Below are 26,337 nucleotides of genomic sequence, written 5' to 3'. Positions count from 1 at the left end.
GGGGGGCCTTTTTCAACCAGAACAAGAAGGCACCCGATCATGCGTATTTTCGCCTTGGCGTTTTTGCTGTGCCTGGCCAGCGTGAGCGAAGCTGCACAAATGCCGTTGTCCGTGCTGCCCGGTGGCGCGGTGGTGTTCAAACCCATCCAGAGTGTGCGCGAGCGCAAGTTCGCCGACCTGGTGCAACAAAAAACCGACTTCAGTTGCGGCGCCGCGGCGCTGGCCACCATCCTGCGCCAGGCCTACTGGCTCGACGTGGACGAACAACACATCATCGAAGGCATGCTGGCGCACGCCGATCAAGACCTGGTGCGCACGCAGGGCTTCTCCATGCTCGACATGAAACGCTACGTAGAAAGCCTGGGCATGCGCGCCCGTGGGTACCGGGTAGCACCCGAAACCCTGACCAGCGTGCGTATCCCGGTCGTGGTGCTGATGGACATTCGTGGCTACAAGCACTTTGTGGTCATGCAAAAGGTCGACAACGGCTGGGTGTACATCGGTGACCCTGTGCTGGGCCACAAACGCTTCAAGGTCGAGGACTTCCTCAAAGGCTGGAACGGCATCATCTTCGCCGTGATCGGCCAGGGTTATGACAAGGGCAATGCCCTGCTCGACCCGCCTCTGCCACTGACTGCCAAGGGCCGCGTCAATAACTTCACCCCGGTACAGGACGCAGAGCTGCTGGATTTCGGCTTCATCAAAAGCGACTTTTTCTAACGGTTCTTCTAACGATAGGGAGCACGACGCTCCGGGAGCATCCAATGAAGATTCCATTCTGGCTAGCCGTGGCATGCCTGGCCGCCAGCTTACCGACCCACGCACAGCCGCTCACCCCCATCGAACTGAAGGATCAGGAGTTGGCGAACCTGCGCGGGCGCTACGTGATGCCGGGGCGGATCGTCAGCTTCGGCATCGTCATGACCAGCACCTGGCAGAATGCCAAGGGCGACGTGATCGGTGCATCGTCTACGCTGCAAGTGCAGCAAAACACCATTAAACCGCAGTTCTATGTGTCGATGATCGACGAAAAAGGCACCAGCGCGGCCCATTCGCAAAGTGCCAGCCCTGCGCCCGGCACCGGTGCGGTCAGCGGCGGCAGCGGCCTGAACTCCACCGAAGGGGTGACCCAGGTGGTGCGTGCGGCGGGCGACAACAACACCGCCTATAACAATGTCGACATCAACGTCACCAAGGCCAACCAGGCGCCCGTGGCCCAGCCGCAGGGCCAGGCACTGACCGCAGGCTCGACCCTGGTCGGCGAAAACGGCGCAGGCGCGCTGAGCGTTTCGTCCACCGGCGTGGGCGTGCAGCTCAATATCAATGCCGCCAACAACCAGGGCAGCACCGTGCAACGCCTGGCCCAAGGGGGCCTGACGCAGAACACGACGTTACTTGGCAACGGCAACCAGGTCAGCAACCTCACCTCCCTCAACGTCGTCATGCGCGAGAACGTACCCACGGCCGCTTCGCTGAACGGTAGCCTCGACCAGCTCAAAGGTCTTCGCACTCTCGGATACTGATCTACGCTCAGTCTCATCAAAAGTAGTCGGAAGGGACGGCATATCCATGCACCGATCGTTAACGTTCAGAGCTTTTGTCTGTTTGACTACCCTGGCCCCATCCACCGCCCTTTATGCAGCAGTCGACCCACAGGTTGAGGCCCTGAAACAAGAACTGATGGCGTTGAAACAGCGCTACGAAGCGCAGCAGCAAGCGTTGATGGTCCTTGAACAACGGGTTCGCCAGGTGGAGGAGACCCCCGCGGCGCCGCAGCCCAAACGGTTGACCAAATCCCCGGCCGAAACGGTCAAAGGCGGGCAGACCGTCGCCGCCGGGGCGCCAGGCACCACCGGTAGCTCCTATGGCCAGTCGCTCAAGGACGATTCCGAACCTGCGCAAAGTGTGTCCAACCTGTACGACGAGGCCAGCGGCTTCTTCGGTGGCGGCAAGTTCAGTTTCGAAACCGGCGTGACCTACACCCATTACGACACCCGCGCACTGGTGCTCAACGGCTTCCTTGCGCTGGACTCGATTTTCCTCGGCAACATCAACCTGGACCGCATCAAGGCAGACAACTGGACCCTGGACATGACCGCCCGCTACAACCTGGCACAGCGCTGGCAGTTCGACATTAACGTCCCAGTGGTCTACCGCGAATCGACCTACTCGTCTGGTGGCGCCGGTGGTGCAGCCCCGGTCACCAGTGATGAAACCGTCACCCGCGACCCGGAAATCGGCGATATCAACGTCGGCGTTGCCTACAAGTTCATGGACGAGTCCGAAAACTGGCCCGATGCGGTGGCGACACTGCGGGTCAAGGCGCCCACCGGCAAGGACCCGTACGGCATCAAGCTGCGCGAGGTGCCAGGCAACGACAACCTATCGGTGCCAGAAAGCCTGCCGACCGGCAACGGCGTATGGGCGATTACACCGGGCATCTCGCTGGTCAAGACCTTCGACCCCGCCGTGCTGTTCGGCAGCCTGTCCTACACCTACAACATGGAAGACTCGTTCAGCGACATCAGCCCCCAGGTCAACAGCAAGGTGCCGGGTGACGTGAAACTCGGCGACTCCTGGCAAGTCGGGGCCGGTATCGCCTTTGCTTTGAACGAGAAGATGAGCATGTCGTTCTCGGTTTCCGACCAGTTTGCCCGCAAGAGCAAGATCAAGCCGGATGGCGGCGACTGGCAATCGATCAGCAACAGCGATTACAACTCAGCCAACTTCAACATCGGCATGACCTTTGCGGCCAGCGACAACCTGACCATCGTGCCCAACCTCTCGATTGGCCTGACCGACGATGCGCCAGACTTCTCCTTCAGCCTCAAATTCCCCTACTACTTCTGACCCCCAGCCGCCTGCCGGGCCTGCGCAAGCCAGCCCGGCATTTGGTTACCAGCCTTGTAGCCCGCCGTATTCCCTGGCCCAGCCTGTTATCATTCAGCACAGTTGCATGACGATTTAATGGCAAAAGGGAAGTTTTCTGTGAAGAACCTGTTCGACCACCCACGCACCCGGCTCGTCGCTTTGGCGGGCCTGGTGCTGGTGATCCCACTGGGTACGCGCGCCATGCTGGGTTGGTCCAACCCGCTCGGTTATCTGTCCGACCTGGCCCTCGGCAGCCTGCTGGTCTTGCTGCTGCACCGCCGGCCGTGGTGGCTGGCGTTGCCGGTTTTGCTGGCCTGGGCGGCGCTCTGGGTGGCGTCGGCCGAGCTGGTGAGCGCGGTGGGCAGGCTGCCCACCAGCGCCGACCTCGGCTACCTGACCGACTCCCAATTCATGGAGAACTCAACCGGCGGCGGCCTCGCGCATGGCTGGTTGCCCTGGCTCTTGGCGGCCGGCGTGCTGGCCTGGTTGCTCAGCGTCTGGAGCAGCCGCGGCCAACGCGTCGCCCCCCTGCCCCGCAAGGCCTGGGCAGTTACGCTGCTGCTGTTTGGCGCGCACTGGGGCAGCCAACACCTGGCGCCTTCCGATGCCGAGCAGTGGCGGCAGTACAACCTCTCCCATCAGTTGCTGTCGGCCGGCGTCGGTAGCCTGCAGCGCCAGGCCCTGGGCTGGGCCGGCCAGGAACAGGTGGTCACGCCCCTGCCCAGCAGTGGCCTGACCCAGTCCGACCTGCATGGCCAGAAGCTGCTCAAGGCACCGGGCAGTGCACGCAACCTGTTGGTCATCACCGTCGAAGGCATCCCCGGGGCCTACATTCGCCCCAACCGCCAGGCCCTGCACAGCCGCTTCGACGAAGACCTGATGCCAAAGCTCAGCCGTTGGGCCGAGCGCGGCATGAACACCCCGGATTATGTGCTGCACACCCACCAGACCATCCGTGGCCTGTACGCGATGCTGTGCGGTGATTACGACAAGCTGGCCAACGGCACGCCTAAGGGCGTCGAACTGCTGACCCAGAACGACCGTAACCAGGCCTGCCTGCCGGCACAGTTGCGCCAGGCCGGGTTCACCACCCACTACCTACAGGGTGCTGGGCTGCGCTTCATGGCCAAGGACCGCATCATGCCGCACATCGGTTTCGATTCGGTGCATGGCCTGGAGTGGTTCCGCAACAAGAACTACCTGGAATTCCCTTGGGGCAAGGACGACCGCGCTTTCTTCGAAGGTGCCCTGGACTATGTCGGCCAGCTGAGGAAACAAGACAAACCCTGGATGCTGACCTTGCTGACCGTGGGCACTCACCAGCCATATTCGGCACCGGCGGCTTACCTCGAGCGCTACGACACGCCCAAGCAGGCTGCCGTAGCCTACCTGGATGATGCAATCGGCGCGTTTCTCGATAACCTCGAACGCCAGGGTGTGCTCAAGGACACCCTGGTGGTAGTCACTTCCGACGAGTCCCACGGCATAGACGGCGTGCGCCTGGCATCCTCGTGGGGTTTCAACCTCACCCTGGCGCCGGAGCAGGCGGAGCTACCCACTATCAAGCGCGGCACTTATGGCCATATCGACCTGACCACGTCGCTGCTCGACTACTTCGCCTTGCCGATCCCCGTCGCACTGGGTGGCCGCTCGCTGTACCGCGATTACGACACTGGCCGCGAGATGATCGCCTACACCAACGGCATGCTGCGTTACCACAACGGCCAAGGCGTGTTCACCGAATGTGACTTCCAGCAGCGCTGCCGACGCTATGCCAGCGAAGGTTTCATCGCCGACCAGGCGCGCTACCTCGGCACTGGTGACGACATGCTCGGCCAGCAGGTCGTTACCCTGGCCGGCACCCTCGACCAGTCGCTGCTGCAAACGCCGCTCAACCTGCGCTACCAGTTCGGCGGCCCATCACCGATAAAGTTGCGCAAGCGCATTCACGATGACTGGGCCGACAACCTGATCGGTGCGCAGTACCTGGAGATGCCCGGCGGCTCGCACACCCGTGTACGGGTCAAGGTGCGCTCGCTGGACCCACGTCGTGCGGCCTACATTCAGCTCAAAGCCAAGCAACTGGAGCAAGATGTGCCATTGGGGCTGCCAGAAGAAATCCGCGTGACGGCGGATCAGCCACTGGAAATGGAGTTCAGCTTTGACAACCCGACCGAGCGCAAGGCGTTTTCCTTCCACCTGCTGGGGTATGGCGGCGGTGCGGTCGAAGTCAGCGACTTCAGTGTGATTACCGCATTACCTGGGGAAAGCGACGCGTCGGATGAACTGACCGACGACCCTATCGCCCATTCGGGCTGACGCCAAGCCCACCGTTCATCGCACCGCCTTCGATGCCTGTCGATCTGGCCCTGCCCCGCTCGACCAGTGCTGAATCCCTACCCTGGAGTCAGCACCATGAGCAGTGAAAACAGGCATGAGGTGGTCTCCCGCAGCCAGTGGCTGGCAGCACGCCGGCAGCTGTGGCTGCACGAAAAAGCCTTCACCCATCAACGCGACGAGCTGGCTGCAGCACGTCGCGCTTTGCCCTGGGTGAAGGTCGAACAAACCTATCGATTCCAAGGGCCGGAGGGCGAACTGAGCCTGGCCCAACTGTTCGCCGGGCGCAGCCAGCTGTTGCTCTATCATTTCATGTTCGCCGAGGGCTGGCGTGAAGGTTGCCCAGGCTGCTCTTTCCTGGCTGACCATTTTGACGGCGCGAACCTGCACCTGGCGCACCACGATGTATCGCTGGTGGCTGTCTCCCGGGCGCCCTACGCCGAGTTCCAGGCATTTCGCCAGCGCATGGGCTGGCGGTTTCCCTGGTACTCGTCCGCAGGTAGCGGGTTCAATGAAGACTTTGGCGTCAGCGTGGGCAGCGATGGGCCTCGGCAGTACAACTATGAGCCTTATGAAGGCAGCGAAAGCGAGTTGCCGGGGCTGAGTGCGTTCTACCTTGACGCGGACGGCAGCGTGTACCACACGTACTCAACCTATGCCCGCGGGCTGGACATTCTGGTCAATACCTACAACTTCCTCGACATTGCGCCGTTGGGGCGTAACGAGGCCGGGACCATGGACTGGGTGCGGCACCATGACGGCTATGAAGGGCAGACCGGCAAGGCGCATTGTTGCCATGACTGATGCAAGCCTGCCCTGAATGTTGCGCTGTAGGCGCAGCCTTGTGCTGCGAAGAGGCCGGTGAAAGCAGCGACGTTTCACTGTGTAGCTTCCGGCCTCTTCGCAGCACAAGGCTGCTCCTACACGCGTATTGCATGCCGGCTAGCCGCGCACACCAAGCATCCCGCGCTCAACGATGAAATCGATCACCGCCTGCAGCCCTTCGCCCTTTTTCAGGTTACTGAATGTCCATGGCCGCTGCGGGCGCATGCGCTGGGTGTCGCGCTCCATCACCTCCAGCGATGCACCGACGTAAGGCGCAAGGTCAGTCTTGTTGATCACCAGGAAGTCAGACTTGGTAATCCCCGGTCCGCCCTTGCGCGGGATCTTCTCACCCTCGGCAACATCGATGACGTAGATGGTCAGGTCGGCCAGCTCCGGGCTGAACGTGGCGCTGAGGTTGTCGCCCCCGCTCTCCACGAAGATCACTTCAAGGTTACCGAACTTGCGCGCCAAGGCCTCCACCGCCGCCAGGTTCATCGAGGCGTCTTCGCGGATCGCCGTGTGTGGGCAGCCGCCGGTTTCCACGCCGACAATGCGCTCAGGCTCCAGTGCACCGGCCTCGGTGAGGATGCGTTGGTCCTCTTTGGTGTAGATGTCGTTGGTCACCACGGCGATCTGATAATGATCGCGCATGGCCTTGCACAAGGCTTCGAGCAGCGCGGTCTTGCCAGAACCGACCGGGCCGCCGACACCGACGCGCAGGGGTTGTTGATAGCTTTGCATGAAGGCAGTCCTCAGGAGCGGAACAAACGGGTGTATTGGGTTTCATGTCGCGATGAAGCAATCGCCAGCAATGGCAGGCCGCCACCGAGCTGGTCATCGCCCAGGGCCAGCGCCTGGTCGAGTACGGCGGGTAAGTCCTGGCCCAGGTCGCGCAGCAAGGTTTGCGCCGCCTGCTGGCCGAACGGCACCAGCTTGACCCCGGCCATCACTGCGCCTTCGAGCCAGGCGAAGCCAATGCCCAGCGCCAACTGACGCAGCGGGATCGACCAGTAGGCGCCGAGCCAGGCCATACCGCCCAGTTGGCTGAGTTCAAGGCTGGCCCGCCAGGCGGGGTCCTGCCCCAATTGCCAGCCATCAAGCAGGCGTGCCAGCGCCGAGCCACGCTGTTGTTCTTCCAGGCGCAACTCCGCGGTTTCCCGGTTGGCCAGCAGAAAGCGGCTCCATTGGCTGAATGCTTGGGCATCCGTGGCCAGGCAGGCCTGATACAGGCGTGCCAGCACGGGCCAGTCGACGCAGCCCAGGGTGTCGTGCAACTGCTCGCGCTGCCAGGCACTGAAGCTGGCGATATCCTGCACCCAACCCGCTTCGACGGCCCATTCCAGGCCTTGCGAGTAGGTGAACCCACCCACTGGCAAACCCGGGCTGGCCAGTTGCAGCAAGCGCAACAGCGCCAGGTCGCTGTCCATCAACCGGCCAGTACCAGTGCGGCGCCGGCCAGCAGGCCACCACCGAAGGCTTTTTGCAGGCCGCTGTGGCGGCGCAGCAAGCAACCCACCGCGAACCCGGCCACCAGCAGCAGGCCGCTGACGGTCACGAAGCCAGCACTGAACTGCCAGAACGCGCTGGGCGTGGCTTCAACGCCATGCGCCCAGCCGTGAAACAGGGCGAACACCGGCATGGCCAGCGCCAGCAACAGCTGGCGGCTAGGCAGCAACAGGGCCCCGGCGGCGACCAGCAACGACAAGCTGATCATCGTTTCCATGCCCAACACATCCCCAAACAGATGGCCGCACACCGCGCCACCAAACATCGCCGCCAGGGTTGCCAACGGCAAGGTCAGGTTGCGTCGGGTCAGCGCAGCGAGCACGCCAGTGCCCAGCAGCATCAGCAGGTGGTCCAGGCCGGTCAGCGGGTGCAGCAGGCCGTCCTGCAACGGGTTGCTGTCGTGGCCGGGGTGGGCGAAGGCCGGCACCGCCAGCATCAGCAGAAACAGGGCGAACGTCTTTTTCATCAGTGGCTCCAGGGCAGTTCAGGAATGGGCAGGCAGGCGCACGAATGGGTGGTCGTTGCCATGGCTGTGGCTATGGCTGTGCGGCGCGCTCTGGTAGGCGCCCGCCTCGGGTTCGAACGGTGCCAGTTCGGTTTCCACTGTCATGCCCAGGCCACGTAGCATGTCGTCCAGCACATAGTCGTGCTGGTAGCGCAGCAGGCCAGGTTCGATCTGCAGCGGCACATGACGGTTGCCTAAGTGGTAGGCGGCCCGTGCCAGCAAGTGCGGGTCGGCGCAACGTACCGTCGAAACCGTTTCTGGTGCGGCCAGCACGCGAATGACCTGGCTGCCATCGGCATCGGCCAGCAGTTCACCGCCACGCAGCAGGTGGCCGCGCGCGAGCATCAGCCCGGCGTCGCGGCCGTCGTCGAGGGTTACCCGCAGGCGGCTCTTGATGCGGCTGTCCACATCCAGGGTGACGGTGCCGGTTTCGGCAAGCGAGCCGGGTTCGGTGACCCGGCGAGTCAGGACTATCATCTGTGCTCCTTCAGAACAGGAAGTAACGCTGGGCCAGCGGCAGTTCGCTGGCCGGTTCGCACACCAGCAACTCGCCGTCGGCACGCACCTGGTAGGTCTGCGCATCGACTTCGATGACCGGCTGCAAGGTGTTGTGGACCATGTCGGCCTTGCGCACCCGTCGGCAGCCGTGGGCCACACCGATCAGGCTGCGCAGGTTGAGTGATTCGGCCAGGCCGCTGTCCATGGCGGCCTGCGGCAGAAAGGTCATCCGCGTGGCGTGCCGCGCCGCGCCCAGGGCGCCGAACATCGGCCGGTAGTGCACGGGTTGCGGCGTCGGGATCGAGCCATTGATATCACCCATGGGCGCGGTGACGATCATCCCTCCCTTGATCACCAAGGCGGGCTTGACCGCAAAAAAGGCCGGGGCCCACAGCACCAGGTCAGCCAGCTTGCCCACCTCCACTGAACCCACTTCATGGGCAATGCCGTGGGTCAACGCTGGGTTGAGGGTGTACTTGGCGATGTAACGCTTGACCCGGAAGTTGTCGCTGTAACTGCTGTCCGGCGCCAAAGGCCCACGGCGCAGCTTCATCTGGTGCGCCACCTGCCAGGTGCGCAGTACCACTTCCCCCACGCGGCCCATGGCCTGGGAGTCGGACGAGGTCATGGCGAACGCGCCCATGTCGTGCAGGATGTCCTCGGCAGCGATGGTCTCGCGGCGGATGCGCGACTCGGCGAACGCCACGTCCTCGGCGATGCTCGGGTCCAGGTGATGGCAGACCATGAGCATGTCGAGGTGCTCGTCGACGGTGTTGACGGTGTACGGCAAGGTCGGGTTGGTCGAGGACGGCAGCACGTTGGCCTGCCCTGCGGCGCGGATGATGTCCGGCGCATGGCCACCGCCCGCGCCCTCGGTATGGAAGGTGTGGATGGTGCGGTCGCCAATGGCCGCCAGGGTGTCTTCGATGCAACCGGACTCGTTGAGGGTGTCGGTGTGGATCGCCACCTGGATGTCCATTTCCTCGGCCACGCCCAGGCAACAGTCGATGGCTGCCGGGGTCGAACCCCAGTCCTCGTGCAGTTTCAGGCCGACGGCTCCTGCCGCGATCTGCTCGCGCAATGCTTCGGGGCGCGACGCATTGCCTTTGCCCAGCAGGCCGATATTGATGGGCAGGCTGTCGGCGGCCTGGAGCATGCGCGCCAGGTACCACGGGCCAGGGGTGCAGGTGGTGGCGTTGGTACCGGTGGCCGGCCCCGTGCCGCCACCGATGAAGGTGGTGACGCCGCTGGTAAGCGCCTCCTCCACCTGCTGCGGGCAGATGAAGTGGATGTGCGAGTCGATGCCGCCAGCGGTGACGATCTTGCCTTCCGCAGCGATCACCTCGGTGCCTGGGCCGACTGGCACGGTGACCCTTGGTTGCACATCGGGGTTGCCGGCCTTGCCAATGGCAGCGATGCGGCCGTGCTTGACGCCGATGTCTGCCTTGACGATACCCCAGTGATCGATGATCAACGCGTTGGTCAGCACCAGGTCCATGGCCTCGGCCGCCAGCATCTGGCCTTGCCCCATGCCGTCGCGGATGACCTTGCCGCCGCCGAACTTGACCTCTTCGCCATACACGGTGAAGTCTTTCTCGACCTCCACCCACAGCGCGGTATCGGCCAGGCGCACGCGGTCGCCCACGGTGGGGCCGAACATGTCGGCATAGGCCTGGCGGGAAATACGGCTCATGCCCTGCCCTCCAGTGCGCCCATCACCTTGCCCTGGAAGCCATAGACCTCGCGCTTGCCGGCATAGGCAACCAGTTGCACGGTGCGGGCCTGGCCCGGTTCGAAGCGCACGGCGGTGCCGGCTGGAATGTCCAGGCGAAAGCCCAGGGTAGGCGCACGCTCGAACACCAGTGCGTCGTTGACCTCGTAGAAGTGGTAGTGCGAGCCGACCTGCACGGGCCGGTCGCCGTGGTTGGCCACGCTGACGCTCACCGTCGCGCGGCCGCTGTTGAGCTCGATGTCGCCGGCGGCGACCTGGATTTCACCTGGGATCATGCTGGGCTCCTGGGCTGTATCAGACGATGGGGTCATGCACGGTCACCAGTTTGGTGCCATCGGGGAAGGTCGCCTCGACCTGCACGTCGTGGATCATTTCAGCGACGCCGGGCATAACTTGCTCATGGCTCAACACTTCACGGCCCAGGCTCATCAGCTCGGCCACCGTGCGGCCATCCCGGGCGCCCTCGAGCACGGCGGCACTGATCAGCGCCACCGCTTCCGGGTAGTTGAGTTTCAGGCCGCGGGCCAGGCGCCGCTCCGCCAGCAACGCGGCGGTGAACAGCAGCAGTTTGTCTTTCTCTCTTGGGGTCAGCTCCATGGCGCTTCTCTCAGGTAGCCCAGATACGCGGCGGGCATGCTGGCAGGCCGAGGACGGCCGGGCGCAAGGCATGCCAGAGGCGTTGCAAGGTGTGTTGCAGGTGTTGGTTGTCGTGGTCGAGCAGGCGGATGACCAGCAGCGAGCCGATCAGGGTGGCGCCAGCGGGGTTGTCCAGCTCATCGAGCAAGGCCCGGACGTGCTCCAGCAGCGCAGGGTCCGCCGGAGCGGCGCAAAAGGTGGCGACCAAGGGATGCCCACCGAGCTTGCCTAATTGCCCGCCTTCGATGCGCAGGCGCTCGTACAGGCCTGGGTCATCGGGCATTTCAATGTGCAAGCGGCTGTCGAGGGCGCCGTGATCGAAGCGCTCATTCATCACCGGGCGGCCCAGGCATAGGGTTTCCCAGGCCAGCAACCGGGCGCCTGGCGCCAGGGTGAAGCGGCTGTCGAGGCTGGCACGGGCACCGGCGAAGAAAATGCTGTCTTGAGGCAGCCATTCCAGGGTGCTGTCGGCGGCCAGGTGAAAACGCTGGGCCAGCCGTGCGGTCGGGCCAATGCTGCGGTAGAACTTGCTCGCGCCGGGCATGGTCAGCAAGGCGTGGCTGCCAGGTTCAAGGTGGATGTCGAGTTCCAGCCGGTCACCGGCAACGATGCCGCCGGGCGGATGCAGCACATAGACATGGCACGGCGCGCCCTCGGGATAGAAAGGCCGCTGCACCAAAAGAGGTCCAAAATGCCGCCGCGCACCAAGGCGGGTCACACCGTCGCGATGGGTAAAGCGCAACTGCAGGAAGGCGCTCCAGCCTGCGTCGTCTTGTTGTTGTTCGATCTGCTCCGCGAGCGACATCCTGCGGCCCCTGATATCCGTGGCCTGGTGGCCGTTTAGAGGGCCAGGCAGGCGGCGCTTGAGGGCTGCCTGCCTGACCACTCGATCAAATTCTCAGGCTGGATATAGCAGGTTGCGGGCCAACTACGCAGGTGAACAAAAATGAAATCGTCAGCGCGACCGCTCTGGCATCGGGCACACAGGGGTGGCGCGCACAAAGCGAGGGCGCACGAAGGCCCTGTTTCGGTGCCGGAATGTAATCAGCTTTGTTTTTTGTAGGAGCAGCCTTGTGCTGCGAAGAGGCCGGTGCAAGCAGTGGAGATTACAGGTGCTTACACCGGCCTCTTCGCAGCACAAGGCTGCTCCTACAGACAGCTATGCAGTGAGGCTTCAGTAATCGAAGCGGTCTACCGCCCGCCGCCGTTCGTTGTCATCCCGGCGATCGTAACTGGCCGTGGTCTGGATATTGGCATGGTGCGCGAGCTTCTGGGCAATCGACAGGTCGTGCTCTTCAATAACCCGGGTGATGAATGCACGGCGAAAATCATGGGGCATGATCTTCACACCCACCTGGGCACCGCGCTGGCGCGCAATGTAGTAGATCGCATGCTTGGTGATGCGGGCGCGGGTAATGTGGTTGCCTCGGCGAATGCGGTTGAACAGGAACGGGTCGTCCGCTGCCCCCTCCGGCAAATCGTTGCGACGCAGGTCCAGCCACGCCTGCAGCTTTTCGAACGCCCAAGGCGGCGCATACTTGATCAACTGCCGGTTGCCCTTGCCCAGTACCTGCAGGCTGCGAGCGTCGAAGTCGACCTGGTCCAGGTCGATGTCGACCGACTCCGACTTGCGCATGCCGGTGCCGTACAGCAAGGCAATGATCGCCGCGTCGCGCACACCTTGCGGCCGAGGGTCGGCCGCGCACACGTCCATCAACTCACGGATCAGGCTGCGCCGCAGGTTGCGCCCCGGTGGCAGGCGGCTACCGGTCGCCGGCTTGACCTCGCGGATCCTCAACAGCTGCTCATGGTCGATCAGGCCCTGGCGCCACGCCTCGTTCATCACCCCACGCACCGCATTCACATACAGCGACGAACTGTTAGGGGCGTACCCATCCTCGCGCAATGCCGCTACCAAGCCGATCACATGCCCAGGTTCGAGCAAGTGCCACGGTACATCGACAAGGTTGCAGTCGACGAAACCCAGCCGGTCGGCCGCGTCCTGAAGGATGTAGCGCATGGTTTGCTGGCTCGACGGCGCCAGGCGGGCCATGTACTGCAGCAGCGGGTTTTTCGAGAGATCGGTCACAACGTGAATCCTGTAGCGACGCTTGGACCGGTACGGGGGCAGCCAAAGCGTGAAGCGAGTCTATTCGACATGAAAGCAAGCCCAAATGACAACGCATGGCCATTCGGGCTTGGAGCAGTGCCATCACCTTGATATTCAAGGGGTTTGAAGACGGCGCGGAGGGTAATGTTACCCCAACTGACGCCCGCATAACGAACCCAAGCCCGCCTGCCCGTCCACAGTTTGACCAGCGGTGAACGGCGCCAAGGGCAGCGGCAAGCGTCACGCACCGCCCGACCGCCACCAACTGGGAAACATTTGCTGAACCCGTGGTTCGGCAAAGCGTTCGTCGATCAACACCAGCACGCCTTGGTCCTGGTCCCCCCGAATGACCCTGCCCGCCGCCTGAATGACCTTGCGCACGCCTGGGTAGAGGTAGGCGTAATCAAAGCCTGCGCCAAACTGGCGCCCCAGGCGCTGCTTGAACTGCTCGTTGACAGGGTTGACCTGGGGCAGCCCGAGGGTCGCGACAAACGCCCCGATCAAGCGCGTGCCGGGTAAATCAACCCCTTCCCCGAACGCGCCCCCCAGCACCGCAAAACCCACCCCGCAGCCATCCGCTACGAAGCGGTCGAGAAATGCCTGACGCGCCTCTTCATCCATGCCTGCCGCCTGCGCCCACAGGGGAATGTCGGCATGCCGCTCTGCCAGCAAGCCCGCCACCTGCTGCAGGTATTCGAAGCTGCTGAAAAAGGCCAGGTAGTTACCGGGCATGCGCTGGTACTGCTCGGCGATCAGCGCGACGATTGGCGCCAGCGAAGCCTGGCGTTCTCGGTAACGGGTCGAGACCTGGCTGGCGATGCGTACTTCGAGTTGTTCGGCGCGAAACGGCGCTGCCACCTCCAACCAGGCCGTGTCGGCCGGCATGCCGAGCAAGTCGCTGTAGAAATGCCTAGGGCTCAGCGTGGCGGAAAACAGCGTCACACTGCGCGCCGCCTGCATGCGTGGGGCCAGCAGCCGCGCCGGGGTGACATTGCGCAGGCACAGGGTGGCCAGGCGCCGCTTGCGCTGGCCTTCGCGCTGGCTGATGTCGAAGATGAAATGCTCGTCGAACAATTCAGCCACCCGGCTGAACTGCAACGCCTGGTAGAAGAACTGCAGCACCTGCGCATCTACCTCGGCTGGTGCCTGATTCATGCGCTCCTGGATCAGCCCGATGCACTGCTGCAGGGCGCGTATGAAGGCCTCCGGCAACTGCTCGCTGGCCTGATACGGTGCACGCTGCTCTTTGTACAACGCGTTCCACTGCCGGTTGAGGCGGTCCAGCGCACGGGTCAGCCCTTGCGGTTTGCTCTGGCGCAAGGCGAGCAACTGGCTTTGATCGAGGCTGGCGCTGTACATGCTGCGACCGCGCTCGACCAAGTTGTGCGCTTCGTCCACCAGCACCGCCACCCGCCATTGGTTAGCCTGGGCCAAGCCGAACAGCAAGGCATGGGCATCGAAGTAATAGTTGTAGTCGGCCACCACCAGGTCGACCCAGCGGGCCATTTCCTGGCCCAGGTAATAAGGGCAAACCTGATGCGCCAAGGCCACCTCGCGCAGGCTGGCACGGTCCAGCAACGGCACCGCTGCTGCAGCCTCGCGCGCGGCGGGCAGGCGGTCGTAGAAGCCTTGCGCCAACGGGCAGGACTCGCCATGGCAGGCTTTGTCGGGGTACTCGCAGGCCTTGTCGCGGGCGATCAGCTCCAAGGTGCGCAAGGCCGGTTGCGGCGTGGCATCGGTGATCTGGCGCATGGCATCGAGGGCCAGCGCCCGGCCCGGCGTCTTGGCCGTCAGAAAGAACACTTTGTCGAGCTGCTGCGGCACCATCGCCTTGAGCAATGGGAACAAGGTGCCCAGGGTCTTGCCGATACCGGTACTGGCCTGAGCCATCAGGCAGCGGCCGGTGCTGACGGCCTTGTACAGGGTCTCGGCCAATTGCCGCTGGCCCTGGCGGAATTGCGCATAGGGAAACCCCAGCGCCTGCAGATCGCGGTCACGCTCGGCCAGTCGGCCTTGCTGACGCTGCGCCCAAGCCAGAAAGCAGCGGCACTGGGTTTCGAAGAACGCTTGCAGCGCGGCAGCCGTGTGGTGCTCGCTGATCAGCGTCTGGCCATCGCTGTCCACGTCCAGGTACACCAGGGCCACTTCGATGGCCGGCAATTGTCGCGCGTGGCACATCAACCAGGCGTAGACCTTGGCCTGGGCCCAGTGCAGCTGGCGATGGTTGGCCGGCTGGCGCGCAAGGTCGCCGCGGTAGGTCTTTATCTCTTCCAAGCGGTTGCAACTAGGGTCGTAACCGTCGGCTCGGCCTCGCACCCGCAGGCTTTCGAACTGCCCCTCGAGGGCCACCTCCGACTCGTAATCGGCCGCACGCCGCGCCACTACCCGACGGTGCCCCTCGATGCCTTCCTGGGCCGTGGGCGACGGGGTGAAGCGCAGGTCCAGGTCGCCAACCTTGGCACTGAACTCGCACAGGGCACGCACCGCCACGTTGTAGCTCACGCCGCCTCGCTCCAGCGCACATGGCACACTGCAACGGGCAAACCTTGGGCACGGCAGAACTCTAGCCAACGTAATTGGTTGTCTTGCAGGCGGTCGCCCGGCCCCTTGACCTCGACCATGCGGTAGCCGCCCTGCTCGGGCCAGAACTGGATCAGATCAGGCATCCCGGCGCGGTTGTTGCGGATGTCATGCAACAGGCGCAGGAAGCACTGCTTCAGGTGCGCGGCCGGCAGGCAAGCCAGTGCCTGTTCGAGCAAGGCTTCGCTGAGCATCGGCCAGAACACGAACGGCGACTGCAGGCCGTGCTTGGCGGCGTAGCAGTCGAGAATGGCCTGGCGGTGGCTACCCTCGTCGAGCCGCCCCAGGCAGCGGTCGAACAGCGCACTGCGCCGTTGCTGGAAGTCGCTGTCGTGCAGGTCTTGTGGCGCGGCCTGGAACGGGTTGAAAAAGGCACCTGGTACCGGCGCGAAGATCGCCTCCCAGCACAAGAGGCCGAACAAGCTGTTGAACAGTGTGTTTTCCACGTAATGGACCTGCCCGCCGGCCTCGGCCAAGTGCTGGCGCACAGCCTCCTCCACACCCAGGGCTGCGTGTTCACGCGGCAGCTCAAGTTCGATCAAGTGCAGCGGCGCAGCACGCTGGCGACGTTGTGGCGGGCCGCCGAGTTTGCGGGCCAGGCGCGGCAGCATGCGTTCGAGCGCCTGCACCTCCAGCGCATTGGCCGGGGCCGCGGCCAGCTGCTGTGCCAGTGCATGGGCCTGCGGCCATTGTTCGCTACGTTCCAGTACACGCACCTGACGGATTCGCGCTTGCGCATGGCTGCACTGGCCGTAGACAGCCATGGCCTGGTCCCAGTTGCCCTGGCGCTCGCATTGCTGGCCCAGGGCAAACAGCAGGCGCGCATGGCGCCGGGCCAACCAAGGGTTGTCACTGTGCAGCCCTGCCATCGCCCCCAGAATCGACAGCGGGTCATCGCCCTGCTCCAGCCGCTCGGCGCACTGGTGCAAGGCCATGGCCAGATCGACCTCGGCGCGATGGCGCAAGGCGCGCGAATCGGTGCTGAAAGGTACGTGCTCGTAGCGCAGCAAGCCTAGGTCGGCGAGCACGAAGTCCGACCAGTCCTGGTAAAGGTTGCCGAAGAACAACAGGCGCATGCGGTCACACAGCGGCTGCAGGCACCACTGGAAAATGCGCACGTCACTGCCGGGGAACCACGCCTGCAATGGCCTGGCCGTTAGCCCCAGGGGTTGAAGCTGCGCGAGCAAGTCGTGCTTGGCGGCGCGCGGCCGGCTCAATTGGGCGGCGAAGCACGATGCCAATTCGTCCTTGCGCAGCAAGCTGAACAGCTGCTCCAGCTCCAGATGCGCAGGCTCCCGAACCCAACCCAACGCCTGCAACGGCTGCAAGGCCAGCGCGGTATCGCCGATCTCGGCATAGGTCAGCTTGTCACTGCGAAACAGCTCGCCCTTGCGCATGACCATACGCACCATCAAGGCCTGCGCCGGCGCGTCCAATTGCGTAAACGCCTGGATGAACGCCAGCTCCTGGTCATCGAGCAGGTCGTCATAGCGCTGCTCGACCCATAGCAGCACCTGGCGGAAGTTATGCAGGTAATAGAACGGGTCGTCGACAGAATGGGCGATCACGGGGCAAGGTCGGGCAATGAATGTGGGTACTGGTTATACATACAGATACCCACACCTGACAAGTGCCGTAGGTCCAGTGGCGCAGTAGGGCTGTTACTCGGTCACCCCAACCATCGGCCCCGCCTCGGCCTTGGCACTGCCGATCGGTGCCTTCAGCAGCAGGAAGTAAGCCACCGCCGAGCACAGTGCCACGATCGCGCTGATCATGAATGCCGTGTTGAACGAACCCGAGTACTGGATGCTGAAGCCGGTGACGATCGGTGCCACGGAGCCCGCAATGTAGCCGCCGAAGTTCTGGATCGAGCCAAACGACGCCACCCGCGGGCTGTCGACGATGGTGTTGACGATCATCCACGCGGTGGCACTGGCCATGTTGATGCTGAACAGCGCCAGGCACAGCAGTACCACACAGCCGGTCAGGCCACTGACGAAGGACAGCGGCAAGGTGAACAACGCCGCCAGCACCAGGCCGGTGATCACGCTGAATTTGCGGCTGCCAAGGATGCTCATGCCGCGTTGGACCAGCAAGTCACAGAAGCGCCCGGCGACGATCGTGCCCGCCGCGCCGAAGCCATAGGCCAGCGAAACCACCCAAGCAGTCTTGTACAGGTCCAGGCCGTGCTCACGTTCAAAGTAGCCGGGCAGCCAGGTCAGGTGCAGCCAGAGCATGTAGATCACGCCCATGAAGCCCAGTACCGCCCCCCAGGTGCTGCGGTGCTTGAACAAGTCGAGCCAACCCGCAAAGTACGACACCTTCGGCGCCTGTGGATTGGCCGCAGGCAGCGGCTGCTTGGACTCGGTAGGCAACGGTTTACCTTGCGCAGCGAGCTCGGCCAGGTACTGCGCCTTGCTCTTGTAGAAGCTCAACCAGCACACCGCCAGTACCACACCGATCAACCCGGTGATGATGAACATGCCGCGCCAGCCGAAATTGACCATGAACAGCGTCAGCAAAGGTGGCGCCAGGCATGGGCCAAGGCAGGTCGAGGACCAGACGATACCGGTCGGGGTGCCGCGTTCGTTGGCATCGAACCATTCCGACAAGGCCTTGGCCGCCGAAGGGAACATCGGCGCCTCGCCAATCCCCAGCAACACGCGCAAGCCCATGAAACCGGCAAAGCTGCTGACCATGCCAAAGGTGGCCTGGGCCACCGACCAGGCCAGCAACGAGGCGCCGAGGGCGATCTTGCTGCCCAGGCGGTCGATGATCATACCCATCGGCAACTGGGCAAAGGCATAAGCAATGGAGAAGGCCGACAACAGAATGCCCATCTGCGAGGGGCTGATCATCATGTCTTTCTGGATCGAGGTGTTGGCGATCGACAGCGCGCTACGGTCCAGGTAGTTGACGATGCCAATCAACAGCAGGAAGACAACGGTGAGGCGCTGATACTTCTTCATAGGGTTCATTGGGTGGCCTTTATTATTATTGTTGCGGCGCCTTCAGCGCCTTGGCGATCCGTCGGTCCTGTTGCGTTCATCCTTGGTGCGGCAACCCTCAAGGTTGACGCGCAGTTACCGCCGCCTCGAGCAGGCCGCGCCGGCTCAGGCTGTCGATCAGCGCACGCAGGCCGAAGCCCCACTGCGGCGCGAGGTCGCTGGTGGTGACGCGGTTGCACAGGGTGCCCAGTTGCGCGTTGCTGATGGCGACCAAGTCGCCGGGCTTGTGGGTAAAACCGTTGCCTGGCTGGTCGCGGTCCTGCTTGGGCGCGAACAGGGTACCGAGAAACAGCACCAGACCGTCGGGATACTGGTGGTTTTCGTTGAGGGTCTGCTGCACCAGGTCCTGGGGGTCGCGGCTGATCTGGCGCATGGAGCTGCGGCCGGACAGGATGAAGCCGTCCTGGCCCTCGACACGCAGGTCCACTTCGGCGTTACGCACATCGTCCAGGCTGAAGCTCTCGTCGAACAGGCGCAGCAATGGCCCCAGCGAGGTGGAGGCGTTGTTGTCCTTGGCCTTGGACAGCAGCAAGGCACTGCGCCCCTCGAAGTCGCGCAGGTTGACATCGTTGCCGAGCATGGCGCCCTTGATGCTGCCGTCGCTCGACACCGCCAGTACCACCTCCGGTTCCGGGTTGTTCCAGCTCGACTTGGGGTGGATACCGATGTCGGCACCATGCCCGACCGCCGACAGTGGCTGCGCCTTGGTGAAGACTTCGGCATCCGGGCCGATGCCCACCTCCAGGTATTGCGACCACAAGCCCTGCTCCACCAGGACCTTGCGCAGCGCTTCGGCCTGGGCAGAGCCCGGGATGATCTGGGAGAGGTCCGCACCGATGCGGCTGGCCAGCGTATCGCGGATGGCATCGGCCTTGGCCGGGTCGCCCTTGGCTTGCTCCTCCACCACTCGCTCCAGCAAGCTGGCGGCGAAGGTGACACCGGCGGCCTTCACCGCTTGCAGGTCGATCGGTGCCAACAGCCAAGGCAAGCGCGCGTCACGCTGGCCAGGGTCGCTGTTGGCCAGCAGCGCCGGTAACTCGATCAACGCGTCGGCCAATGGTAACGCACGCAGGTAGGCCACCGGGTCGGCCACTTCCAGCAGGGCCGAAACCGTCGCCACATGGGCGCTGATATCGTGCACGGCGCCGGCCTTGACAAGCACCACGGCGGGGCCTTGATCCGGCAGCCAGACGCGCCCCACCCAGCTGCCGGTGTCGAACACGGCAAGGTCGTGGCTTAGCGGCAGTGGCTGGTTGGCATTCGATTGGTCTGTCATGGGTGCACCCTTGTTGTCATTGTCATTCATTGGGAAAGCGCCTGCGAACGGGTCGCCAACTGCAGCTGCTCGGCCAGCCGGTCGAGGTCGTCGAGCACTGGCTGCGACAGGCTCAGGCCCTGCACCAAGGCTTGCCGGCGCAACGTCAGGCCAGCTTGCCCAGGCAGGCGTACCGGGCGCTCGGGGTCTACCGGTCGGCTGGCCATGATCAACCGCCCGAGGAAGCTGGTTTCGTCGGTAAACGCTTGCAAGCCGCCGAAAAAGCGCGGGTCGATGACCACCGCGGTGGCCGACGCGCCCCACTGGTCCGGGGCGTCCTTGCGGCCATGGCCGGCCAATGCCGAGGTCAGTGCCTCGACCAGGATTGCCAGGGCAAAGCCCTTGTGGCCAAAGGCCTGACCACCCAGTGGCAGAATGCTGCCCTGGGGCGTGGTGAAGAAGTCACGCGGGTCATCGCTCAGGTGGCCATCGTTGCTCATCAGCACCGGGTGCGGCAGCCGGCTGCCGGCATCACGGCACTGCCCGACCAGGCCGAGGGTTACCGTAGACATGCTCACGTCCAGCAGGATCGGCTCACCCTGGGTCGGTATGCCGGCGGCAATCGGGTTGGGCGTGAACACCGGGTCGACCCCGCCATGGGCACAGACCAGCCCCACGGACGGGTCCGAGGAATACACCATGGCCACCAGGCCACGGTCGGTATAAGGCTTGAGGTAAGCCGCCAGGCAGCCGATGTGCGCGGCCCGGCGCACCACGGCAATGCCGATGCCCTGTGCGCTGGCACCTTTGGCCGCGCAGTCGAGGGCCCGGCTGACACAGTACGGGCCAAGTACGTAATGGCCGTCGAAAAGACTGGAAATGCCGCTGTCCGACACCTGCTCCAGCGCCTGGGCCTGCGCCTTGACCTGCCCGCTGAGCATGCCGCCGATGTAGCGGCTGACCAGGTTGAGGCCGTGGGTGCGATGGCCTAGCAGTTCGCCTTCGAGCAATACCTGGGTCACCACCTGGGCGACCTCGGCATCGGCACCGGCTTTTTCAAACAGTTGCTCGACGAACCGGGTTAGCGCCTGCACGTCATACCGTTTGGTTTGCGTCATGCCTGTCACTCCACGGTCAGTTCAGGGCTGCGGTGCTGGGCTTGCCGTCCACCAGGCGCTGGATGCCCAACGGGTTGGCGTTCTGCAGGGCGGCGGGCAGCAAGGCGTCAGGCACGTTCTGGTAGCACACAGGGCGCAGGAAGCGGTCGATGGCCAGGGTGCCGACCGAGGTGCCGCGGGCGTCCGAAGTGGCCGGGTATGGGCCGCCGTGGACCATGGCATCGCACACCTCGACCCCGGTGGGGTAGCCATTGAGCAGCACGCGACCCACCTTCACTTCCAACGCACCCAGCAAGTAGCCGTAGGCCGCCAGGTCGGCATCGTCCGCCAGCAACGTGGCGGTCAGTTGGCCGCGCAAGGCTGCCACCGCGCGCATAAGCTCGGCTTCATCGGCAACCTGCACCACCACCGTGCACGGGCCGAATACTTCTTCCTGAAGCAACTCGTCCTGCTCCAGCAGCAGGCTGACATCGGCTTCGAACAGGTGCGGTTGGGCTTGGTTACCGTGTTGCGCCTGGCCACTCAACCGCTTGACCCCAGGGTGGGCAATCAAGGCCTGCAGGCCCTTGCCATAGCTGCCCAGGGTGCCAGCGTTGAGCATGGTCTGCGGCGCTTGCTCTGCCATGTGCCCGGCCAACTGCTCGACAAAGGCACTGAACGCTGGGGAGCGAATGCCCAGGACCAAGCCCGGGTTGGTGCAAAACTGGCCACAGCCCTGCACCACCGACGCGGTGAGGTCCTTGGCCAGTTGCGCACCGCGCGAGGCCAAGGCCTGGGGCAGCACCAGCACCGGGTTGATGCTCGACATTTCGGCGAACACCGGAATCGGCTGCGGCCGTGCCGCCGCCATGTCGCACAGCGCACGCCCCCCCTTGAGCGACCCGGTAAACCCGACTGCCTGGATGCCGGGGTGCTTGACCAGGGCCTCGCCAACCCCGCCACCGAAGATCATGTTGAACACACCGGCCGGCATGTTCGTGCGTTCGGCAGCACGAATCAGTGCTTCAGCTACGCGTTCGGCAGTGGCCATGTGGCCGCTGTGGGCCTTGAAGACGACCGGGCAACCGGCCGCCAGGGCTGCGGCGGTATCGCCACCCGCTGTGGAGAACGCCAGCGGGAAATTGCTGGCGCCGAACACCGCCACCGGGCCAACCCCAATGCGGTACTGGCGCAAGTCTGGGCGTGGCAACGGCGTGCGGGCAGGCAGGGCCTGGTCGATGCGGGCGCCATAGAAGTCGCCACGGCGCAGCACCTGGGCGAACAGGCGCATCTGCCCGCTGGTACGCCCCCGCTCGCCCAGGATTCGCGCAGTAGGCAAGGCCGTTTCCTGGCAGGTCAAGGCAATGAAGTCTTCGCCGAGGGCGTCGAGTTCGTCGGCAATGGCCTCCAGGAACTCGGCGCGGCGCACCGCTGGCAGGTTACGAAACAGCGGGAAAGCCGCCGAGGCCGCGCCCACGGCGTTGTCGACTTCGGCCAAGGTGGCCTGATAGAAACCGCCGGGCAGGCGCTCGCCGGTGTGGGCGTCCACGCTGTAGACCAGGGTTTGGCCCAGCGCGCTGCGCTGGCCGGCAATGAAGTTGTGTCCGCTAACGTGCATAAAAGGTTGCCTCAAATTCGGGAGTGGGCTGTCGATCAGGTCACGGCGCCGATCTGCCAGGGTACGAACTCGTTCTGCCCATAGCCGTGCTGTTCGCTTTTGCTGCGCGCGCCGGAGGCGATGCGCAGCATCTGTTCGAAGATGTACGCGCCACGCTCTTCGATGCTGGTGGAGCCATCAGCGATGCCACCGCAGTTGACGTCCATGTCCTCTTCCTGGTGCTCGAACACCCGGTTGTTGGTCGCCAGCTTGATCGACGGCGCCGGGGCGCAGCCGTAGGCCGAACCGCGGCCGGTGGTGAAGGCAATCAGGTTGGCGCCGCCTGCGACTTGGCCGGTGGCCGAGACCGGGTCGTAGCCCGGCGTGTCCATGAACACCAGCCCATGGGCGCGTACCGCTTCGGCGTACTGGTAGACGTCGACCAGGTTGCTGGAGCCGGCCTTGGCCACCGCACCCAGCGACTTCTCGAGGATGGTGGTCAGGCCGCCCGCCTTGTTGCCGGCCGACGGGTTGTTGTTCAGTTCAGCGTTCATGCGCTGGCAGTAGTCTTCCCACCAGTGGATGCGTGCCACCAGCTTCTCGCCGACTTCGCGGCTTACGGCGCGACGGGTCAGCAGGTGCTCGGCGCCATAAATTTCCGGTGTTTCAGACAGAATCGCGGTGCCACCGGCCGCCACCAGGCGGTCGACGGCATTGCCCAACGCGGGGTTGGCGGTGATCCCCGAGTAGCCATCGGAGCCGCCGCACTGCAGGCCAACGATCAAGTGGCGGGCGCTGACCGGCTCGCGTTCTACCTGGTTGGCCTGGGCCAACAGCGCCTTGACCTGCTCAATGCCGGCAGCGATGGTCTTCGAGGTGCCGCCAATGCCTTGGATGGTGAAGGCGCGCAGTTGCGTGCTGGTGGTAAGCCCTTGGGTCTCCAGCAGGCTTTCGATCTGGTTGGTTTCACAACCCAGGCCGATGATCAGCACGGCCGCGAAATTGGGGTGTACGGCATAGCCAGCCAAGGTCCGACGCAACAGGCCCAAGGCTTCACCGGAAGGGTCTACTGCGCAGCCGGCACCGTGGGTCAAGGCCACTACACCGTCGATATTCGGGTAGTCGGCCAGCGCTTCGGGGTGGATGTCGCGGCGGAAATGGTCGGCCACGGCTCGGGCCACGGTCGCCGAACAGTTCACCGAGGTGAGAATGCCAATGTAGTTGCGGGTGGCTACCCGGCCATCGGCACGCACAATGCCCTGGAACACCGCCTCAGCGACCGGCGTGCTGCGGGCATCCACGCCAAAGGCATAGTCGCGGGCAAAATCACCCATCTGCACGTTGTGCACGTGAACATGGTCGCCGGCGTCGATGGCCTGTGAAGCAAAACCGATGATCTGGCCATAGCGGCGCAGGGGCTGGCCCTGCTCCACGCGCTGGGTGGCGACTTTATGGCCTGAGGGGATCGCCTGGCGCACGGTAATCGCTTCTGCGTCCAGGAACAGACCTTCAGGTAGTGCCTGGCGAGCGATGAGAACGTTGTCCAGCGGGTTGAGGCGGATGACGGCAAGGTCACCAGAGCGGGCAATCAGTTGCATGAGACCTCTCAAGGCGGTGCGGCTGACTTCTTGTTATGGCGTCGCCCGTTCGATACCGGGCGAATCTGCAACCACTGTAAGAAGCCTTGCGCAACATTCCCAATGAGATGATCCGATCACGCGATAACCCAGGGTTATCAATACCATCTATCGGTGGCGATTTATCAATCGCTTGTTGTGCCCTGCGCGGTACGTCGTTGCTGCGCGAAGTCGAGCAGAATCTCGACGAACGCGTGGGCCGACGGGGTCAGCGGCTCGTCCTTGCGGGTAACGATGCCGTACTCCAGCGCGGGCAGGTGCAAGGGGCTCTGCAGTTCCTTGAACTGGCCGCTGCTCAGCTGTGCGGCGACCATCGACCTGGGCAGCATCGCGATCATCGGGCCCGATTGCAGCAACTGCAGGAACATCGGCATCGAGATGGTCTCGACGCTGTCTGCCGGCGTGGCAATACCAGCCACCCTGAAGGCCTGTTCCAGGCGATTGCGAATTGGCGTGCCCACGGGGTAAAGCACCCAGGGCCACTCACCCAGTGCCTCCACTGGGGTGCTGGCCAGTGCATTGAGCGGGTGGCGGCTGTTGACCACCAGGCTGAAGGGCTCGGGCTCCAGGGGCTGATAGTCGAACAGCTGACTGAAGCGTTCTTCCGTGAAGCGGCCGATCATGATGTCGAGTTTGTTCTGCTCCAGCATGGCCAACAGGTGGTCACTGGAGTGCTCGACCACTTCGATCGAGAGCAACGGGCTGCGTGCCTTGATGGCGGCAATGGCTTGAGGCAGCACCACGGGGGTGGCCGCAAAAATGCCACCCACGCGGATGAACCCGTGCCCGCCCTTGCGCAGCCGGTTGACCTGGTCGACAAACTGCTGCGAGTCGCCCAGCACCCCTTGGGCGTAGCGCACCACATACTCGCCAAGCTCGGTGGGCGGCATGCTACGTGGCAGGCGCTCGAACAAGGCGAAGCCAAACTGCTCCTCGAGGTCACGCAGCATTTTGCTCAGCGCCGGCTGGCTGAGGTTCATCCGCGTAGCGGTGGCGTGCATGTTGCGGGTGCGTGCCAGGGTGTCGATCAGCACCAGGTGCTTGTAGCGGACCCAGTTGCAGAAGCTGGAGTGGGTAATGTCCGACGGCATCAGAGGGCAACCTCAAAAAGGTGTAAAGGCAGGGCTATTGCGTGCGCAGGTACTGCAGCAACCTGTCCAGGGCCACGGAATTGGGCCGCGAGCGCAGGGTCAGCAAGCCCAGGTTGGCCATCGAGATCGGCAGTTCTACCGGCAAGATGTCAACCATGCCGTAGCGCGCATAATGCTCGGCCACATCGTTGGGCACCACCGCAATCATCTCGGAGGCCTCCAACATCGCGGTGGTGGCCAAGATCGAGGCGGTCTCGACAATGTCCAGCGACTGCACCATGCCGCCCGCCTGCAAGGCACTTTCGACCCGGCGGCGCATGGGGCTGCCGATGGGGTGCAGGATCCAGGTCAGGGCCACCAGGTCGGCCAACTGCAACGCCTTGGCGTCGGCCAAGGGGTGGCCGGCGCGGGCGATGACGCGCATCTGCTCACCGCCCTCGAACAGTTCGATGTTCAGGTCCTGGCTGTCGCTCTGGTCGGGCAGGCGCCCGACCACCATGTCGAAATCACCGCGCAGCAGCGCCGGCAACAAGGTATCGCTGGTGCCGACTTCGAGCGAGATACGCACCTTAGGGTGATCGCGCTTGTAGGCCAGCACCGCCTTGGTCAGCAAACCGGGCACCGGCCCCATCACACTGCCCACCCGCACCAGGCCCAAGGCACCGCGCGCCAGTTCGGCGATCTGTGCCTGGGCATGTTCGAACTCGTGCAGCGCGTTCTGCGCGTAGCGAATCATCACCTCGCCATACAGCGTTGGCTGCATGCCACGCGGCAGGCGCTCGAACAGGCGCACGCCCAGGCGTTCTTCCAGTTGCTGCAGCAGCAGGCTGGCCGCCGGTTGCGTGGTGTGCATCGCAGTGGCGGCACGGCGCAGGTTGCCGAACTCGCCCAGAGCGTTGAGCAAGGTGATCTGGCGGCTGGAGATCTTCAATGTGCCAAGGTTTTGCGGCAGCGCTGGGCTGTCTGCGGGCATTTGAGACATATCAATTCCGATATCCCTACTTAGGAATTGGCGATTATGCCTATATCGCTCGACAACCTACAGTCGAGTC

At 63.9% G+C, this 26,337-nt stretch carries 23 protein-coding genes; 5 read left to right on the top strand and 18 right to left on the bottom strand.

Annotated elements, in window-relative coordinates; genetic code table 11:
* Nucleotides 1–39: 39 nt before the first annotated feature.
* The 5 genes from fapD (at nucleotide 40) to QOS90_RS18275 (ending at nucleotide 6,012) form a co-directional block, all read left to right on the top strand.
* The gene (gene fapD / locus QOS90_RS18295) at nucleotides 40–720 is read left to right on the top strand and encodes a fibril amyloid maturation endopeptidase FapD (RefSeq protein ID WP_027594769.1); all 681 of its coding nucleotides are present in this window, start codon (nucleotides 40–42) and stop codon (nucleotides 718–720) included.
* A gap of 44 nt (nucleotides 721–764) precedes the next feature.
* Nucleotides 765–1,523 (top strand): fibril amyloid subunit FapE, encoded by a 759-nt coding sequence (gene fapE / locus QOS90_RS18290; RefSeq protein ID WP_027594768.1) that lies wholly within the window; start codon nucleotides 765–767, stop codon nucleotides 1,521–1,523.
* A 46-nt stretch (nucleotides 1,524–1,569) separates the two neighbouring features.
* On the top strand, nucleotides 1,570–2,850 hold the full coding sequence (gene fapF, locus QOS90_RS18285; RefSeq protein ID WP_027594767.1) for a fibril amyloid transporter FapF: 1,281 nt from the start codon (nucleotides 1,570–1,572) through the stop codon (nucleotides 2,848–2,850).
* A 138-nt stretch (nucleotides 2,851–2,988) separates the two neighbouring features.
* The gene (locus tag QOS90_RS18280; RefSeq protein ID WP_085273525.1) at nucleotides 2,989–5,190 is read left to right on the top strand and encodes an LTA synthase family protein; all 2,202 of its coding nucleotides are present in this window, start codon (nucleotides 2,989–2,991) and stop codon (nucleotides 5,188–5,190) included.
* Between the two features lie 96 nt (nucleotides 5,191–5,286).
* Nucleotides 5,287–6,012 carry a DUF899 domain-containing protein gene (locus tag QOS90_RS18275; RefSeq protein WP_085273496.1) on the top strand — a complete coding sequence of 242 codons (726 nt, stop codon included), beginning with the start codon at nucleotides 5,287–5,289 and terminating at the stop codon, nucleotides 6,010–6,012.
* A 138-nt stretch (nucleotides 6,013–6,150) separates the two neighbouring features.
* On the opposite strand, the gene ureG is transcribed toward QOS90_RS18275, so the two are convergent.
* The 18 genes from ureG to QOS90_RS18185 form a co-directional block, all read right to left on the bottom strand.
* Nucleotides 6,151–6,774 carry an urease accessory protein UreG gene (gene ureG, locus QOS90_RS18270; RefSeq protein WP_010953755.1) on the bottom strand — a complete coding sequence of 208 codons (624 nt, stop codon included), beginning with the start codon at nucleotides 6,772–6,774 and terminating at the stop codon, nucleotides 6,151–6,153.
* An 11-nt stretch (nucleotides 6,775–6,785) separates the two neighbouring features.
* The gene (locus QOS90_RS18265; protein WP_027594764.1) at nucleotides 6,786–7,460 is read right to left on the bottom strand and encodes an urease accessory protein UreF; all 675 of its coding nucleotides are present in this window, start codon (nucleotides 7,458–7,460) and stop codon (nucleotides 6,786–6,788) included.
* A complete protein-coding gene (locus tag QOS90_RS18260) occupies nucleotides 7,460–8,005 on the bottom strand; it encodes a HupE/UreJ family protein (RefSeq protein ID WP_027594763.1) in 546 nt (181 codons plus the stop codon). The genes QOS90_RS18265 and QOS90_RS18260 overlap by 1 nt, the downstream gene beginning before the upstream one ends.
* A gap of 18 nt (nucleotides 8,006–8,023) precedes the next feature.
* Nucleotides 8,024–8,521, bottom strand: a complete 498-nt coding sequence (gene ureE / locus QOS90_RS18255; RefSeq protein ID WP_085273497.1) for an urease accessory protein UreE — start codon at nucleotides 8,519–8,521, stop codon at nucleotides 8,024–8,026.
* Nucleotides 8,522–8,531: 10 nt separating this feature from the next.
* Nucleotides 8,532–10,235 (bottom strand): urease subunit alpha, encoded by a 1,704-nt coding sequence (gene ureC / locus QOS90_RS18250; protein WP_085273498.1) that lies wholly within the window; start codon nucleotides 10,233–10,235, stop codon nucleotides 8,532–8,534.
* Nucleotides 10,232–10,549 (bottom strand): urease subunit beta, encoded by a 318-nt coding sequence (locus tag QOS90_RS18245; protein ID WP_085273499.1) that lies wholly within the window; start codon nucleotides 10,547–10,549, stop codon nucleotides 10,232–10,234. The genes ureC and QOS90_RS18245 overlap by 4 nt, the downstream gene beginning before the upstream one ends.
* A gap of 19 nt (nucleotides 10,550–10,568) precedes the next feature.
* Complete coding sequence (locus QOS90_RS18240) at nucleotides 10,569–10,871, bottom strand: urease subunit gamma (protein ID WP_027594759.1); 303 nt, start codon at nucleotides 10,869–10,871, stop codon at nucleotides 10,569–10,571.
* Nucleotides 10,872–10,881: 10 nt separating this feature from the next.
* On the bottom strand, nucleotides 10,882–11,715 hold the full coding sequence (locus QOS90_RS18235) for an urease accessory protein UreD (RefSeq protein WP_085273500.1): 834 nt from the start codon (nucleotides 11,713–11,715) through the stop codon (nucleotides 10,882–10,884).
* A 369-nt stretch (nucleotides 11,716–12,084) separates the two neighbouring features.
* On the bottom strand, nucleotides 12,085–12,999 hold the full coding sequence (locus tag QOS90_RS18230) for a site-specific integrase (protein WP_027594757.1): 915 nt from the start codon (nucleotides 12,997–12,999) through the stop codon (nucleotides 12,085–12,087).
* 261 nt (nucleotides 13,000–13,260) lie between these two features.
* On the bottom strand, nucleotides 13,261–15,522 hold the full coding sequence (locus QOS90_RS18225) for an ATP-dependent DNA helicase (RefSeq protein ID WP_085273501.1): 2,262 nt from the start codon (nucleotides 15,520–15,522) through the stop codon (nucleotides 13,261–13,263).
* On the bottom strand, nucleotides 15,519–17,168 hold the full coding sequence (locus QOS90_RS18220; RefSeq protein WP_027594755.1) for a VRR-NUC domain-containing protein: 1,650 nt from the start codon (nucleotides 17,166–17,168) through the stop codon (nucleotides 15,519–15,521). Before QOS90_RS18220 ends, QOS90_RS18225 begins: the two co-directional genes overlap by 4 nt.
* A gap of 93 nt (nucleotides 17,169–17,261) precedes the next feature.
* The gene (locus tag QOS90_RS18215) at nucleotides 17,262–18,569 is read right to left on the bottom strand and encodes an MFS transporter (RefSeq protein WP_050580762.1); all 1,308 of its coding nucleotides are present in this window, start codon (nucleotides 18,567–18,569) and stop codon (nucleotides 17,262–17,264) included.
* A 97-nt stretch (nucleotides 18,570–18,666) separates the two neighbouring features.
* Nucleotides 18,667–19,884: a fumarylacetoacetate hydrolase family protein gene (locus QOS90_RS18210; protein ID WP_027594754.1), complete on the bottom strand. Its 1,218-nt coding sequence runs from the start codon at nucleotides 19,882–19,884 to the stop codon at nucleotides 18,667–18,669.
* Between the two features lie 26 nt (nucleotides 19,885–19,910).
* Entirely contained in the window at nucleotides 19,911–20,981 is a 1,071-nt protein-coding gene (locus QOS90_RS18205; protein ID WP_027594753.1) for an Ldh family oxidoreductase, read from the bottom strand.
* Nucleotides 20,982–20,997: 16 nt separating this feature from the next.
* Complete coding sequence (locus QOS90_RS18200) at nucleotides 20,998–22,578, bottom strand: aldehyde dehydrogenase (NADP(+)) (RefSeq protein WP_033694217.1); 1,581 nt, start codon at nucleotides 22,576–22,578, stop codon at nucleotides 20,998–21,000.
* Between the two features lie 35 nt (nucleotides 22,579–22,613).
* Nucleotides 22,614–24,155, bottom strand: a complete 1,542-nt coding sequence (locus QOS90_RS18195; protein WP_027594751.1) for a UxaA family hydrolase — start codon at nucleotides 24,153–24,155, stop codon at nucleotides 22,614–22,616.
* Between the two features lie 164 nt (nucleotides 24,156–24,319).
* A complete protein-coding gene (locus QOS90_RS18190; RefSeq protein ID WP_027594750.1) occupies nucleotides 24,320–25,285 on the bottom strand; it encodes a LysR family transcriptional regulator in 966 nt (321 codons plus the stop codon).
* Between the two features lie 34 nt (nucleotides 25,286–25,319).
* Nucleotides 25,320–26,267 carry a LysR family transcriptional regulator gene (locus QOS90_RS18185; protein ID WP_027594749.1) on the bottom strand — a complete coding sequence of 316 codons (948 nt, stop codon included), beginning with the start codon at nucleotides 26,265–26,267 and terminating at the stop codon, nucleotides 25,320–25,322.
* Nucleotides 26,268–26,337 lie beyond the last annotated feature (70 nt).

The organism is Pseudomonas sp. LAIL14HWK12:I10 (assembly GCF_900184205.1).
Taxonomy (GTDB): domain Bacteria; phylum Pseudomonadota; class Gammaproteobacteria; order Pseudomonadales; family Pseudomonadaceae; genus Aquipseudomonas; species Aquipseudomonas kermanshahensis.
This window is presented reverse-complemented; position numbering and strand designations above follow the sequence as displayed.